This is a genomic window from Spirosoma harenae (assembly GCF_054776975.1).
Window position 1 is genome coordinate 1 of record NZ_BAAHBD010000010.1, and the last position, 17,234, is coordinate 17,234.

Below are 17,234 nucleotides of genomic sequence, written 5' to 3' on the forward strand. Positions count from 1 at the left end.
CGGCCACTACTGGACGCATCGCCCATCTGATCAATTGAGACATATTGTAGAATCGAAGCACTACTCTCTGCATTAAAATAAATGGTTCCCCCATGAGTGGATTGAGGGTGGTAGGCAAGATCCGCTTTACCACGAAATCGGATAGAATCAGAGACGGTGCCCTTAGCAATCAGTATACCATATACATTAATGTCGCGGCCAAACTGAGATGATTCAACCACCACCCCTGCCTCCATAGTTAATGTTTGTCCAACAGGTATAGTTATTGAACCCGTAATTATATACGGGCTGTTGGCTTTGGTCCATAAACCAGATACTTCCCCATTTACGCCTGTCTGCCCAAAACTATTATTCTTGGATAAGAGAGCAGCAAAAAAAAATAGTAACCATCGAAAGGCTGAAGACATAACTTTTCAGGAAGATGTGGAAAGTAACTAATTTACAACCGTTACCTCCTCTTTAGTAGAAGAAGAGGTAACATATTAATTATTAGATCTCTATACGTTGAGGATTATTCGAAGAACCTGTATTATATTATAATTTTGGTTTACCAAGTGATAAAGTCCAACTTCAATCGTCGTTTGGTATACTTATCAGTAATGAGGCTACTTACTATTAAATCTGGCACATAAGCTCTATAGGATAAACCATTGTTTATAAGCCACTTACTCCTTTCTAGATCAAGCAAAAATGATACCAGATTTATACAAAGGGGAAATCATGGCTAATTCGAAGTACATTCACCTATATCCAGTTGAAAGGTCAACATAAGGAATGCCATCAGTTCTTCCCAATGAGAGCTGGGAAGAACTGATGTAGGCAACTCATTGGCATTATATTTTCCCACTCACTACCAATTTTGGGTCAGGAGTAAGTCAAAAAACATAAACGTTCTTTGTTTATTAGCATGAGTTGTAATCCAGAACTGAGTTTTATGATCTTCTAATAAATACATAAGTCGGTTCTAGCTGCCCATTGCGTATCCTGTATTTATTTATACTTGTTTGTACCCACTGCAGCTGGTCGAACAATGGTTTATCAAAAGGAAATATTGGATGTGGGAATGTATCGTTTTGCCAGTAACCTACACCTTGATCAAACCTAAATACGAGATGATGTCCATTATCAAAGGTTATTTTTAGGTTTCGGGAGTGGCTAATATCCTTTGTACTATTATACATTGTAACGGTACATTCCGTTGATAAATCCTCTAGTATTTTTTCTGTGAATGCTTGCCGCGACATATCCTCATATGGATACCAATTGGCAGTAACTCTTCGGCTATAATATTGATTTTTAGCGTCTTGCGAGATTAATACATGTAATCCAATCGAGCATTCATCTTCTACCGCAAATGGTATTGCTTTAAGAAGCTGAGTGAATAGGATTACGGTTAATGGAGAGGCTAGATACCTATCTGAGTACGTTATTGCACAGACTGATTGCTGCTTAAAATCATCTATGACTTCTGGTGCTTGCTGCCGGACCATTTCCCAAAACTTAAGTCCAAAATTGGCCAGCGTCCCATTTAACTCGGTAGTAATGGATACTTCCGCAAGATTTGGATTAACGACAGGTAAAAGCGTATTTTTATCAACTGACTTTCCGTTTAGAATCCATTCCAAATCGGACGAACGTACCAATAGCGCTCCTTCGGTATCCCCCCAGTTTTCATTGAATGCAAGTGCTTGGGCTTGTGTAGTTGCAAACGCTAGTTTGGTGGTATTCCCATTTCTGATAACACAGATTAGCGAGCCCGTCTTCAACGCAATCTCTTGAGTCGTTATTATTAAACTAATCCGATTATCGATCGATAGAAGGCTGTACAAGTCCCGTTTGCTTTCTTCGTCCAATAAATTCAGCTTTTCCGAATTGAGCCATATTTCTATCCCTGAAAACTTTTTTAGATAATCACCAATCCGTTTTCGGATAGATGACTCGCTTATGCTCCAATCGGATACGTCTCCATCAATTAGAATCTGTAGAACATCACCAGGTTCAGTACGTAGGAAATTCAGCGCTTGTTGTAATGTATAAACACAATATTTCGATGAAGTACCTAATAACTGGTCTTGTGGTTGCAGACCCAGTTGCTGCAAATAGCCATCGTTTAAAAATGCCAATGCTCTATGACGATCCAATTTATTGGCAACTTTCTGGGTGTCGTATTGTAATAGGCAACTTTCGCAGGCATTTATGCAGTGAGCTGGACATTCCAGCAGTCGTTTAGCTCCCTCAAACATTTCCTGTAAAACATGTGGAGCCTGCGAAGCAAACCCAGATCCCCCACCATTTGTATCGTATAGGCAAATACTATAAATAGGATAATTGTCAATCTCACTGTTATTGACCTGCCTAACTAATACACCAACTTCTTCGACATTGACCCCCAGTACTTGAGTAAGTCCATATCGTAATGCTACACCTAAGGACCAGCATAGTTCTTGATTATCAACAGTATCAATACGCAGAAACTGATTATTAATATTTTTTACAAAAAGTTCAAAAACATCAGTATAATGAACATGCCCTAAATGAAGGTTATGCTTAATACTATTTTGCGATGGTTCACAAAACCTATTACTTGTTGATTGTTTACCCCGTAGCTTTTCGTGCTGATTAAAGTTGATTGGTAACGAACCGTCGACTTTCATAGAATCGGCATAACCACAGCTTAGACAAACAGCAAAACCTTTCCCATGCTCGCCTGAGTTGTGATGGAAAACCTGTCCATGTTCATCGGTTCTGAAATGACCTAACGCTACATTTGGCAGTGGTTGAAGCGGTGTCATCGAGTTTACCCGTGGCACTTCGGTAGGTATATATTTCTGCTGAGATACGTTGTTAGTCGCATTTTCATAAAATCCCGTAGCAAAGCCAGTAGGTTCAATAAACGCAAATTGCTGATCAGGTTTAATAGACTTATCACACTGAGGACATTGACCAGAAAATGCGTTTCGTGCTACACCAGACATACCACAAGCTGTGCATCGCCAGGCGGTTTGTATTAATTGGGCTTCACGGTCTGTATCATCTAGATTATGCCAGTTTAGGGTAATACCTTTTGAAGTATATACTTTTCCATCGAGGACAATTTCTGCACCTGGTGCATACTCACTCAGCGCCACTGAAATGTCACGACTAGGTTTTTCTCGAATCAGCGACATACTGTCCTCTCGCTCCTCTTTCAGCTCCTTTGTCCATCTGAAATCGCTTATAGTGAACGGATTAAACGTGGCAATATTTGTGGGGAAACCATAGCCAGGTAGATAATCACCTGTAATAAGTTCGGTTAGCAGATACTCCTGCTGATGGCGTTTCAAGTCAAATTTAATCCTATTCACATAAGCGCTGTTGGTATCTGGACCTGCTGCTATTAATTCAGTTTGTAATCGGTCATAGTTGGTTTGCCACTGTTCTGCGATTTGTGTCAGTACCTGTGCTGATTTCAGATAAATCTGTTCTAGTTGTCCAGCCTGTAGCACGCTATTTCGTCGAATTGAATCGAGTCCTTTGTGCAGAGTCAACTGCTCACTACTGTCAGCTAATTTATTAAACCAGTCCAGCATCCGTTGACAAATTGATACTCCTTCTTGTTCAGCACGGAAAAACCAGTCTGTCGTAAGAGTTATCGTGTTGCCTGAAACAACCAACACCTCATTTAGAAAATAGCCAAACAAATAAGCGTTCAAGTGACGCTGGACAATACGTTCACTGGACAGAGTAATATTAGGTTGCTTCATCTTCGTCACAAATGGCCATAACGGGTTCCTAAAGACCTGTTGATCGAGTGGGTTACTTTTGCAAAGAGTAAATGAAAGTGCTCGTGACTCTCGGCGACGGCCCGCTCGACCTGCTCGTTGTAGATAATTGGCGGGGTATGGCGGCACATTATTATTACAGACGATGGTCAATCCTCCAATATCAACCCCCATCTCCATAGTCGTTGAACAACTCAACACATTAATACGGCCATCTTTAAATAGACGTTCATACTCCTTTAACCGTCGAGCTGATTGTTGAGCGGAGTGTTCAGCTGCTCGATAGAAAATCCCACCTTCAGCAATGCGATCGCTTTGATTCGTCCAGATTCCTTCGCTTCGTGCTGCTTGTACAAGTGGATCTGTTCTGAGCCAAGTACGCACCTCCTGCAGTTTTGCCTCATAATCCTGCGCCACTAGAAGTGGACGTTCGGGCATCTGGATGCTTCGACACATACCCTCACTCAAAAAAGCTCCGATGGGCAAATAAGGCGTAATACCCCGTAATGTAGTATCTAGTATACGTAGCGTGATTGGGCAGAACCAGGCCTCAGTAACTTTCCGAAATTTCATCTTAGTGAGCGGAAGTTGAAAACGCCCATCACCAAAAGGTTGTAGCAAACCAACACTGGTTAGCGCGAACCATGCCCGTTCTGTTAACTCGTTTAGTATGTCAATTTGTTGGCGATTGATTATAGTCAGATCAAAGCCCAGCACATGAGCCAACAATCGGATAATACGATGCTGCCTTACTCCACGAGTTTCACTGAAAGATATCCATTTTTTGAGATTCCGCTGCGACGCTTCAGGGCTGTTGGGTGCGAGTAGATACCTTGGATAGATAGTGGCCCCCATCCAATTAAGCCAATCCTCCGAAATACTAATATACACGTCGTCACGAACGTAAAAGTCTAAACACACTTTTAAGAAATCATGCCAGTCACTGAGTGCAAGGCCAGCACTAGTCCAAACGCCAGGCACTATTTTAACTGTATCCAATCCTTCATAGACAACGGCGGTTAATCCGAGCGTTTCGGGTGTATTAGCTCGTTTGGGTCGTCGGTTAAACTCGCGAGTAAGTAAAAAACGACAGAAATGTTCTAACGCCTGTTTACTAAATGATGCAGGGGCTAGGTCATGATAATATGTAAATAAGTGGTGTTTAATGTCCGGTTCATTGCTGAGAGCAGTCACCATCTCTTCCCATGTAACTGTATTTTGACTTAAGGTTAGCAGTTCGGCTTTTTTCTCATCAATTACAGTTTGTAAGCTTGGAATCAATGAAGCATGTGGTTCAATTTCCTGTATTTGCTTTTTGAGTTCAGCAATTTTAGTCAGGTTTACACTCCCCTGTACCTGTTGGTACACTAGGCCTCGAATCCGAGCACGTTCGGCATACTGCTGCATCTTCACGGCTAGACGCGCCGTTCCCTGTCTACTATCAGTAAAGGTCAATAACGTTCGCCCACGCATGGGCTTTGTTAACTCATTAGGGGTACCATCTGGAATATGCTCAAGTAGTGTTGGTACGACAAGACTTGTATAGAAGGGCATACCAAGATAGGCAGACCGAAAGGCTGATTGTTGTTTACGTCCTTTATAACCACAAGCCGAGCATTTTTCTGAGAACTGATTCCAATAAATCCGAAAAGCGTTCCGATTCGTTCCAGTTGTCAACGTACCTGAATGATCAAGCCAACCTTTTTCATATTCATACTCTTCATGCTGGAAAGTGCTTAATATAACACTTATTGAACGGCTATCCTGATTTACATCTTCGTCATCACTGTCGGGGATTTCGATGTCAAATGAAAAGCCATCTTCTTCATTTTGGAGGGATTGTACTAATTGGTCATCACTGCGTTTGGCTTTCAGATGTATTGTGTTGCATTCGTTGCATGACACTAGTTCATAAACGGGTGCCCCACAACCGCAGCTCAGCCGCTGTTGTGTATAAACATTACCAAAGCGCCAAGTAGGGTCTTCCAATGGAGTAGTTATTTTTTTTGTGCATTCAGGGTTAGCGCAAGCCCACAATCCGTGCAACACTTTATGAAAAAGATGCCCTCTTATAGGTAAGAAATGAGGTATATCCTCCACCATACTTGGCTGCGATACAAGGTCAAGCCATTCCAACGTTTGCTCTTGTTGCTGCCAAGAATCAAGTGTTGGTAGTATCGCCTGGCCTAAATTTGTTAATGTCTGAGGCCCTTGGACCAATTGTTCTCTTAAGTGTCGGGCCGTCTTATTGTTGATAATGGCAATTTCACGTTCTGCGTCAGACATAGATTTTAATACATCCGTTGCTAACGTGTTAGGTATATCCAGAGGAGGAAGGGGATGAACGTAACGATTTCCGTCGATAACGTCAATGTTTGTCATGGCAATGCCTGCCAAATCTGCTAAGTATTTTTTGAGACGCTCCTTAGCATTATCATCTGAACCAATGGTAGCTGATGTTGCAATAAATCGTACGTCCTCAGCCTTAACTCCAAAGCCATTTAACGCCCTTCGTAACAGTAAAGCTAATTCAGTTGCCTGCGAACCTATGTAAGTATGGGCTTCGTCCAGTACGATGTATTTGAGCTTACCTTGTGATCGCTTCAGGATAGGACGGTCTGCCTGTCGTATAAGCATATACTCCAACATAGTTGGATTCGTGATCAAAATCGGTGGGGGCGACTGCCATAAATTTTCGCGATCATGTACTTCATTTGCTGGACGATTTGCTACGCTATCTCTCTTTAAGCTACGAGGTGTATTGCCGTTATAAAGACAAAATCGAAGCCGATGTTTATAGGGTAATGTCCAAGCAAGTAGCCTTTCTCGCTGGCTATTAATGAGGGCGTTAAGTGGATAAATAAATAATGCTTGTACACCTTCAAGTTGCGTGTTATCTGATTCTTTTTCAATCTGCCCAACCAAGTCATTCAGAATAGGTACCATGAAACACTCCGTCTTACCAGAGCCGGTACCACTTGTCACAACAATGGAACGAGGTTCTGGAGACGATAAAATATTCCATGCCTGTAGCTGGTGAGTGTAGGGTTTGATATGTTCAGCTAAAGCTTGCTCTGAAAGATTAAGTATTGTATCATCATAAGGCACCTTTCGCTGTTCTTTCGCTAGTGCGCTCACCAATGCAGGACGGAGCGTACCATCAGCTGACAATTGTTGAAATGTAAAGGGACCACTTTCCCATGGAAAGACAGCTTCAAAAACAGGGTCGCTAAGGATACGATTACCTTCCGCTAGCTCGGTACTGAGTTGACGATGAAGATGGTTCTTTAGTGGTTCTGATTTAATACCCAGAGTACCCAGCGTAGCCTCAATTGAGCGACTACTCAATTGATTGAATAAAGGTTTAAAATAAGGTTTGTTAGGCATCTCTCAGCAAGTTTATGAAGCCAGTGTAAGCCAGCAGAATGACTGAATAAGATTAAAAAAGAAATAGAAATGTTCGGCATCAAAATCGATTAGCTTCGTAACTAGATGCGGAGATAACTGACGAATATCAATATGCTGTGGGCAAACCGAATGATAAGCTAGCACAACAGGCAAATACACAAGCGGTCGCGTATACGGCTGCGCTTTTAAATCGGGTAGTAATTGACGTACTGTTATAGGTAGCTGCAGTACACACGATCTGAGTTCTTCGGCAAGGTCGGTGGGGAATTTCTGATTAATATGCCTTCCAATAAGGCCTGCTTCCTTTTCCTGACCGATTAAGGCTGAGCTCAGTAACCATTGTACGGTTTTTGTTTGACTATAAACCTGAAAATTGTCATTAGAATCAGAAGACTGGCTTAAGTTGATTCTTCGAAGTATCTGCGCCAGACTCTTTAGCTTAAATCCCTTGTCCAATTCAGTTAGCTTTTGCTCTATAGCATCGTTAACGATCTCTCTGCTAGGCAGGTTAAGGCCATCCAGATATTGACGATAGGCAGCTATACCCTGTTGCCAGGTTACTATAGATATTCGATACCAGCAAATAGAAAATTCGTCAGTAAAGCGTTCAAGTCGATCTGGGGTTGAGCGTAAAAAAAAGCAAACCAAACCTCCATCAGACATCATGAGGGCTTTCCATGCATCCAATGCCTGAAGTGACAAATGCTTTGTAATTGTGTACAAGGCATCCAGTTCCACCCAATTAGCATCACTGAAATCGGATGCAATAGAATCGAATAATTTCCGAAGTACCTCCTGCCGATTCTGATAGGATAGATTAGCGGCCTCCCAAATGGCCGTTACTGTAGTACAGTCTCCTATTTCGGAATTCTCTAAAACAGCCACCTTCGGCCTGATTTGAATGCTTGAATCGGGGGCAGCGAAATAAAACCATTTCCCTTGGCACAAGGCAGGGAAACTCCAACCTTCTGCCAACGCTTCTAGTCGAATTAACTTCTCTGGCTTGAATGACTCATCTAAACGAAAGGCTTGTAAAATGGGTAATTGATTTATAGGCGAATCCCCTTTTAAACTAATTGTTCTGGTTGACTGATCAAAATTCGTATTGCAAGTATGCTGAGTAAGCCACAGGCGAGGACTTACAGGAAAAGTTGGTACTGATACGCGAACTTTTGCATCAACTGAATCGGCATACGACAACAACCTACGTATATCATCTTGAAAGCGGATAAGCGGAATTATTTCGGATGAAAAGGGTTTTAGTCGAATTTCTCGACGAATTTCTGCTAAAGAAGGGGGTTTATGACAGCCATCTAGAGTAAAAACAATGTCGTGTGTTTTCTCCCTTGAATCTAAATTGTTTACTACTAGTCCATTACCATAAATCTCATTTACTGAAAGTCGATTCTCACGTGGTGATTGAGCACTATATTTATCTATAAAATATCCACTAGTAGCAGGAAAAGGTACGTATATGTCAATTGCTTGAGTGGTTGGTGATGAAAGTCGAAGCCGGATTCGCTCACGATCATTATCACGAAGCAGCGTAACTCGGTGGCCATTACCTTCGCGGCTTATCTGTGCACTTAAATCTGTTTTACCAATGTATACACTTAAAGCAAACCGTTCCGACTGGAATAGTACGATTGATGGGTTCTTCTGATCAATATGAATAGCAAAATCAGATGGTAAGACTGAAATCTCCTGGCTATAGACTAATGCTCCCTCAGAGTCGATAGTTCTGATTTTGTAGCGTCCATATTGGAATTCGGCCCGGGTTAAATCACGCCAAGTAGAGCCTATTTTATATTCAATTCGGTTCAGAGAAACCAGTGAACGAATACCCGAGAGCGTATGAACTCGGAATAGTCGAGGAAAGCCTAAGTAGAGATGAGGGTGTAATCGTGGAAAATATTTGATTTGGCTGGCCCCTGATTGCGGTAAAAGCATGTACACATATGTATCATCAGCGTTCTCAGCAAGTCTTATTTGAAATGTCTGACCATCGTTTAGATCGTGTAAATGCGCCGACGAATGAATGTCGTAAATGACCAGTTCATTAGTTAAATCTCCAATGTACATTCGGGGTTTTTCAGTGTCTCGCCAATTTAGGCTGGCGGAGCAGACAACGCGTGCCTGACTCGACCGAATGCGGATGCTACCAATACCCGCTAATAACCAGTCGCCGACTTCGTTTTCGATAAAAACCCAAGGTAAGTCAGTTGGTAGTCCGTCACAATAGGGTATCGGGATGGTAGTAATAATCTCGTTATAGGTGTTAGTCAGTACTAACTGCCAAGGTTCTGTAGCTATATCATCAGGAATTATAACTTGAGTTAGCCCACGAACAGATAACTCATTTCCGTTTTTAAAGGCATAATCTAATCGATGCTCAGTCTTCGCTGTAACTAATTTAATAGCTACTTTATCTGGTAAGGACGCAAAATCATCCTGCATTATTGAAAGATCATCAGCACGATAGTGACCGTCAGGAATACAAAGCGTAGACTGGACGTACCAAATCTCCCTAGTCTGTTTCAGTCGATATTTTATAGTAATCTTCGTTGGCTCTCGGCGTGGAGTTCTGACTGTTTCTACAAGTAATTCGCCTAAGAATGTACCTGCTTTTGCATCGTGGTCAAGCCATAGTGGTAACCTGTCTTGCCAGTTAGGGACATGTTGTTGCAGATAAGAGAGTGGGTCGGATTGTAATGCCAAGCCATATTCCTTTTTCAGAGACAGAAGCCCACTTACTACCTGCCCGATTAGTTCATAAAAGGCATCATTCTGTAAGGTAGCAGGCAAGTTTAAACTCTGAGCAGCTTCTCGAACCAGCAACAAATAGTCATCAGAGAAGTACGTCTGCTGTTGATCAAATGCACGGACTACTAATTCACGAATGTGGCTGCTGGGATTAAGCAACACACCTATTGGTAAACCTGCTTCAACAAAAACGGTTCCTAAATAAGCGCGGTCACCGTTTGCGCGCTGAAAAACAGAGCGTTTCCAGTACTGTAATCCATTGGTAGTTAATAATTGTCGAGTGTTGGTATTATTCCATGACGTATGCCTGATTTCTGAAAAAATCGGTTCCCATTCCCAGTGTCCACCACTGTAATTACGTCTCCACCATTCGGCAGCAAATAGGACGAAACAAGCTGATATACTAAGTGAAGTGTCAGTTGGAGATGCTTGTATAAGCAATGTCTTTAAAGCTTTATATTCTTCTCGACTTGTCTTATATGAATACAAAGGTGTATCAAAAGAAGGGTTTCTATGGCGTTTAGTGAGAAACTGACTTAGAAATTCTTTTGCAGGGTGAGGAACTAGCATGGTGTCAAAAATTACGATGGTATACGTATATAATTGAGCAAGCACTATGCCAGACCTTAAAAGAGGCAAATAGGACCATTAAGATCTACCATAGATAGTATTTTTTGATTTTATATAGTAATTATTACTACATAACAGTATAATTATACTGCTATGAGAATCTACTCGGTAGCCTATATTTTTTAGTAATTTGAGTATTGAGGTTTCTATTCTTCGTCAACCTGCAACCCTAATTGACGAGCGCCTTCTATCACCACTTTATACTCCTGTGATGTCTCGGTTAGTGGCTTGGAAGCGGTGGATTTGCCTTTGATCCGAATTTCGATTTCAACGCCGTTCTGGGCCAACGGCATGATGAATGTTGTAAAAACCTGATTGTAATTGATTATATCGACCTTGCCATGAACTGTTACAGACTTAATTGGTCGAGGTCCATTATCCGGCTTGGAGCCTTGATCTGGCCAGGGTTCCTCAAAGCCTTCAGGTTTAACAGGATTTTGATAAGGCCTTGATCCATCAGGATCTGGTTCAGGCTCTTGTGCTGGCTTGGGTTGATATAAACTCTTATCAACTAGCCAATATGTGCTGTCCTGAACATCGAAGTAGGGAACAGATTCTTGATAGTAGACACGTTGAAAATCTTTACCATCCCCAGCAGCAATAGCAAATTGACCTGCACTACAGTAACGCAGTAGACTCTCCTGCAAAGCCTGTGGTCCAACGATCATATCTTTATCGTCGTACCTCAGAAAAGCTTCGTAGATTTCTTTAGCCTGAATAGGATGACCAACGGCGGGTAAAAGGTTAGCTTTAGCCAATGTGTTATAGCTAACTTTTTCCAGCACACAGATATCTTGACTACCTTCTTTCAATAAGGGTACCAATACGCCATTTACCTGTGCATCGAACGATTCGCGGAATTGGGCGGCTTCTACTTTGGTGATGCCATTCTTGGCAGAATACTTAATCAATACCGAATAAGTAGCAGCAAGCGCTTTTTCTATGTCCTGGTTTGTTGTATCAATTCGCTTTTTGAGATCAGTACGCTGGTCTGTATCTAACTGGCTTATGTAATCTAAGCTAACCCGCTGGCTGGCCAAGTAGGTAGTTACATAATCATTCAACTTGCCTAAACCAGCTGAGGTTGGCAATAAAAAGAGTAGCGTATTACGATATAATCGTTCATTGTTACCACGTTTTGTAGCTAGTCGTTCGATTCGTGCCTTAGCTTTCGTAGAAACGCCGTCATGCGTAGCTGGTTTATCGGGACCTAATACGATAAGGGTAGGTTTCTGTTGTTCCGGAATATCATCCACGGGGTCAATTAGTGTAGTAAACGTTTGTATATTGGCTTTCCGCTCGTTCAGTCGTCGCAGAATTTCCGGTTCAATGCCCGATTGCACTTCTTGCCGTGCACGGCTAACCAATATATTCAGACTCGGTTTGGTAAAGAACCAGTATCGTCTGGGGTTATTGCTGTAGTAGAGGTAATAGGCATTTGCTTCCAGCGCATCCAGCACCGCGTTGATGACGTTGTGGTTAAATGAGTCTGGTTTCATTACCGCTAGTTTCAGCTCATCAACACCAATACCCTGCCGAGAACCCGTAGACCCAAAGCTGTTGAGCAGAATAGTAGTGGCTATTCCCTGCGTAAGATTATACCGGCCAAAATCTGCCCGGTCGCTGTCTAAACGTCCGGCATTTGAGGCTGATCCAATTACATCAGCTGGTAAAACGGCATCATAGCCATTGCCATATAACTTTTTCATCTGGCCGGTTAACGCATCCAGATTAGCGAAGTTGACATCGGATGGGTGAATAAGTCCGTTAGAGCCAGGTAGGGATCGCTGCCGATTCCATAAATCAGAAACAATGGACCCTAGAAGCCGCAATACCCCTCGAGTTCGTTGAAAATCACTATTACTGGCCCATCGCTTATGAAACACGTCCATTAACGACGGATGAAAGGGATAGGACTTCCGCAAGAGATCACGGTATTTGCCCTGGCTAGCCTCGGCTGGGAGTTCAGATTTCATTTTGCGGTATTGCTCCATGTAATCCGAAATGACGGCTTCCCGTTCTTCTTCATCGCCCATGTCTTCGAATAAGCGACGTCTAACTACTTCATAAATCTCATCGTCGGCAACCGGTTTGGTATCCGCTCCTACGCGGGCCATCCTGGCTTGCAAACTACTCAGTATTTGGGCAGCATTTGGCGATGATGCTACCTCGGCCACACTAGCGGGTAACGTAGCTACTAGGACACATCTCTCAGAAGCCGATACCGACTCGGTCAGTTCTTGCAAGAAGCTAGTCGTTTGGTCGGCCAGGGTTAGCGCTCCTACAGGAATTCCAGATGCCGATATGCAGTAATCCGCTAATTCATCTACCAGTATCAGTGCTGGCTGGGCTTGAGCCAACACTTTTTTGAATAATCCTTTGGGAGCTACTCGGGTTTCATCATTCACCCGAATGAGTTCATAGGCCTCACGCCCACCAAGCTGGTAGGCCAATTCGCCCCAAATAGTCCTAAGCGTAATGTCTGCTTCAACCGGACGACCTTGTGACGGATCGTTCGTTGTGTTGGTAAAAACGGCAATGTTGGCCTTCTCAAACGTAGGTTCGCCGATCTGTGCCAATAAAGCTTTTGTTGCCTCGTAGTTAGTGGCCTGACGGCCCATTTTGGCCAAGTGGAACAGGCTAATCAACGTGTGTGTTTTACCACCTCCAAAACCAGTCTGCAAGGAAATAACCCGATTTTCGGCATCCTGACCGCCATTCAACCCCTTAATTACTCGACTTGCTACGGTTCGTAATCCTGCAGTTGGATATGTTTTGTCAAAAAAGAGTGGGGCGTTTCGATAAACTTCTGGTCCCTGATCCTGGGCCACATCAGCCAGGTTAGCCGCAAAAACCGACTCATCCAGATGCCCCCGTCGAATGTCCTGATGGGGTCTTACGACACTAAACCAAGGCTTTGCCGTGGCCAGTCCTTTTGCTGTAGATGCCGGAGTGTTAGTTACTTGGGTGGGTAACTGAGGAGTTGGGATGGATGGCGACGAGACTGTAGCCGCAGCAACTGGTGGTATCTCTATACTGGGCGAATCAACACCAGGCTGTTGTAATCGTTTGAGACTGTCTTTCAAATCTGTCATCCCGGTTTTGTCGGCAATGCGGCTCATATTGAAAAAAGCCATCGTTACCTCTGAGTCAGAAAGCTCTGTGTTATAATGGGCAAGTTTGTTCCGAACAGCAGTAATATCATCCAGCCAGGTTGCCAAACTATTAGCATCTTTGCCAAAGTCAGTTCTTAGTAGTTCCTTGAAGCCTAATGCGAAACTGCGGATGTTATTAAAGTCAATAAGTTGCTCCGGTGCTGTTCCATTGCGTAGTCCTTTATCCCAATTGTCTCGCTGGCCCATACTCAGCTTGTTAGCGTATTCGGCAGGCCACTTGTCGCCTTCGTTTTTAGCGAGGAGTGAAATAATATAGGGGCGGAATGCGTCGATAAATAGCCCTAAGGCTTTAAAGAGGTTTTCGTTTATTGTGGCCATGTTGATTAGGAAGGGTTATGGTGTATGGAATGGTACTAAAATTCTAAGCCTAACTGCGTACTTTGACTGGCTGCCGATGCCTGCCCCATAGCGCGAGCTTCGCGCAACAGACTGTCTCTGCTTGACAGTAATCCCTCTGCCGCCTTGTGATCGGCAGTACCACGAGGGAGCAGCTCGAACAACGATGCCAGTACCCGCCAGAATGGGGATTCGGGAGTGGAAGCCATTTGCCCGATGTACTGCACCAGCGACCGACGATCGGTACCAGCCCAGCGAAACATAGCCTGATGGAGTTTATCAATCATTGGGCTGTCGTCGGCTTGACCGATAGTACGGCCCGTAAAGGTGCGGTCAGTAGCGGTGGCGAGGGTTTGGCGATTGCCGTTTTGTAGTAGCAACCGGTGCCCTTCTATATCGGCGATGTTGAGGCTTAGGCTCATTTGAACCAATCGGCGAACATCGTCGTGATCGGCTTCGGCAAAGCCGTTGAGTTGCAACCAGGCCAAGTAAAAGCGGGTGTATTCATCGGTATCGATGTCGTTTACGATAGCGTTGAAGGCTGACTCGCGAGCTAACTCCAGCAATTCGGCGACGGTTACTTCATCACCATTAGGTTTTTCAACGAGCCGGTACTGCCCAAAAACCGATACCGTTTGTCCGAAGCAGGCAGTGAGTAAATCGGCACCCCGAAAGCCTAAGGTGGTCAAGATTCGAACCTCTTCTCGAACAGCCTTCTCAATATCCCGTTTGACCTCCCTAAACTCGCCAATACCTCTCTGTTCGGTTGGTCGACAGGATACTGTAACAGAAGATTCTAAGGCAGCATTACCAATACCTATCATACGGTTTCCAAGCTCTGTATCAATGGCCCAGCTTCCCGTAATATTCATCCTACTTCCAAGAATAGAATTACAAAGTGTAGTCCATGCACTCGTACTTTGGTGGGCAAACATAATACTGACCACGCCGGACGTTTGCTGTTCAATAGCGTTGAAAATCTCTTGAAGCTTGTCTTCAAAGTGCTGTTTTGCATTAGCGGCACTACCTTTATGGTGATGTTTAAGGGCAGTACATTCTTCGGCTTTGGGCGTTTGTGGCAATGCAAACGTCATAGGAAATACATTGCCCAATGTACGTTTTAGCCATACATAAAAGAAGTCTGATAAATCAGCGTAGGCTATGGCATCGTAGTAGGGGGGATCAGTGATAACTGCATCCAAAGATTTAGCTCCAAACTGATGCACATCTCCACTGGACGCATTCTGTAATTTAGCCGCAAAAGGACTATTACATTCGCTTTCAATGTATCGATTTATCCAGTCCAGTTGATTCAATGCACCTCCAGTAGTTTCACCAAATGGATTAGCTTCAGGGTAGTCGAACATCATTGCTATTCCTTGACGAGCAAACGGGGATTGTACATTTTCTCGGGTTATATCCCACCGGCCAAAAGTGTTGAGGATTGGGGCAACTCTATCAATAAAGATTCCTAAGTACGCACATACAGCTTTTTGGTAATCGGTTAGGTTTAGAACTAGCCCGTTTCCACCCCATTCCTCCTTAAGTTGGTTTAAAAGTCCTAGAAGAGTTTGTAGAGACAATAGTTGACGGTTAGAGAACATGTCTCCCCAAGTTGTCACGCCCCAAAATGTGACCCAGAGATTACGCGAGTCCCCCGGAGTGATTATTTCATTTATCTTTTCTAGTGGTGTTTCTATTTTTGCGCATTCAATTTCTTCTAAAATGGGTAAACGATAGGATTTGCCATTATCTCCATTTTCTATAACAGCTATAAGGCGCTGGGAAATGGTTTTATTAACAAACTGTTCTTTGAGATTGGCATTTGATGTAACATTTCCACAAACAGGGCATTTAAGATTTCCTCTGTTCAAGACCCACCCCTCTGCACTATAACTTCCCTCTCGAACCTCAAAATCAATCTGCTTCCCCTCAATAATTGGCTTCAAATAAACTTTTTTATCAGGTTTGTTGCAGAGATAAAACTGCTTTAACAGCGGTACTTCAGCACGGCAGGATGGGTTCGCACAGGTACCTACGCGAGCCCAATAATAGGCAATGGGTTTGTGTCCATTTACGGCTGGGTAATACTGGCCTACAGCTGCTTCGGCTTCGCTCAGGAGCCGTTTGGCGTAAAAAGCTACGTCGTGGCTGAGCCGGTTTTTGATGTGCACGGTGCCATCCTGTTTTACCTGTCCATTCTGCAGCATGGTTCTGTAGCTATCAGCACCATATAGCTTTTCAAACTCGGCTTTCGAGTAAATAATTGGTTTGCCGTAGCGTTGCGGAAACTCCAGGCTTCCGCGCTGAATGATATGTGCTACGGGGTTTATATCGTTGCCATAGGTACGGCAACCCAGCCGAGCCGCTTCGAGAGGTATAGCCCCACCGCCGGCAAACGGATCGAACACGCGCGGCATTCGGTCCAGAAACGCATCGATAGCAGTTTGTAGGTTTTCCGTTTTCTGTTTTCTGTCGTCAGTATCGAGGTGCCGATCCGTAGTTTGGTATAGATCGTGTTCAGCTTCTTTAATGGCCTGGTAGTATCGGTCAAAATCGGATAGGAGTGCGTTGACCTCACCCCGACCCTCTCCTAAAACAGGAGAGGGAGAAGTGGCTGCGTTATGAGATACCCAGATGAGTTTGCGGGCAATACCAAGGATTTTCTCATTGGCTTTATTATCCCACTTAATCAGACTGTGTTCGCTGATTTGCTGGCCCGATGGGGTGCTCTTGCCGGCTTTTTCGTTCGCAATAAACGTATCAGAAAACTTGCCAATAAAAGTCAGTAACCGATTCCGTCGCGTATCAGGTACAGGGTCAATCGCTGAGGTATATGGAATATCTTCGTAGGGCTTGTATGGATCGCCTGGATTATTTTTCTGACCAAGCAACGTATCAACCGCTTGTTGAAAAACAGCAGGGCAATTTGCATCGTCAGGGTCAGGAACCAAGCTGGCGAATACCACCGCCCGGCAAACAGGTAGTGGTCGGCGTGCCCACCACAGGTGTAATGTACTAATATGGCCGTGCCTAATCGATTTATCACGAACGCTCTCTGCCGAAACCTCGCGCACAGGCATGGCTACTTCAATCAGGTACTTATAAGAATTTGTCATGTGTTGTTAGGCCGTAGTTACGGTCGTTAGGATATTATCAG

General features: G+C 43.7%; 4 protein-coding genes and 1 pseudogene. All 5 read right to left on the reverse strand.

Features of this window, described 5'->3' with window-relative positions; translation table 11 throughout:
- Window positions 1-407: pseudogene (locus ACYVE4_RS13955) on the reverse strand (hypothetical protein); the annotation flags it as partial.
- A 525-nt stretch (window positions 408-932) separates the two neighbouring features.
- The gene (locus ACYVE4_RS13960) at window positions 933-7,148 is read right to left on the reverse strand and encodes a DEAD/DEAH box helicase (protein ID WP_461040721.1); all 6,216 of its coding nucleotides are present in this window, start codon (window positions 7,146-7,148) and stop codon (window positions 933-935) included.
- A 12-nt stretch (window positions 7,149-7,160) separates the two neighbouring features.
- Window positions 7,161-10,502: an STY4851/ECs_5259 family protein gene (locus ACYVE4_RS13965; RefSeq protein ID WP_461040723.1), complete on the reverse strand. Its 3,342-nt coding sequence runs from the start codon at window positions 10,500-10,502 to the stop codon at window positions 7,161-7,163.
- Between the two features lie 206 nt (window positions 10,503-10,708).
- Complete coding sequence (locus ACYVE4_RS13970; RefSeq protein ID WP_461040725.1) at window positions 10,709-14,056, reverse strand: DUF499 domain-containing protein; 3,348 nt, start codon at window positions 14,054-14,056, stop codon at window positions 10,709-10,711.
- Between the two features lie 35 nt (window positions 14,057-14,091).
- Window positions 14,092-17,193, reverse strand: a complete 3,102-nt coding sequence (locus tag ACYVE4_RS13975) for a DUF1156 domain-containing protein (protein ID WP_461040726.1) — start codon at window positions 17,191-17,193, stop codon at window positions 14,092-14,094.
- Between the last annotated feature and the right edge of the window lie 41 nt (window positions 17,194-17,234).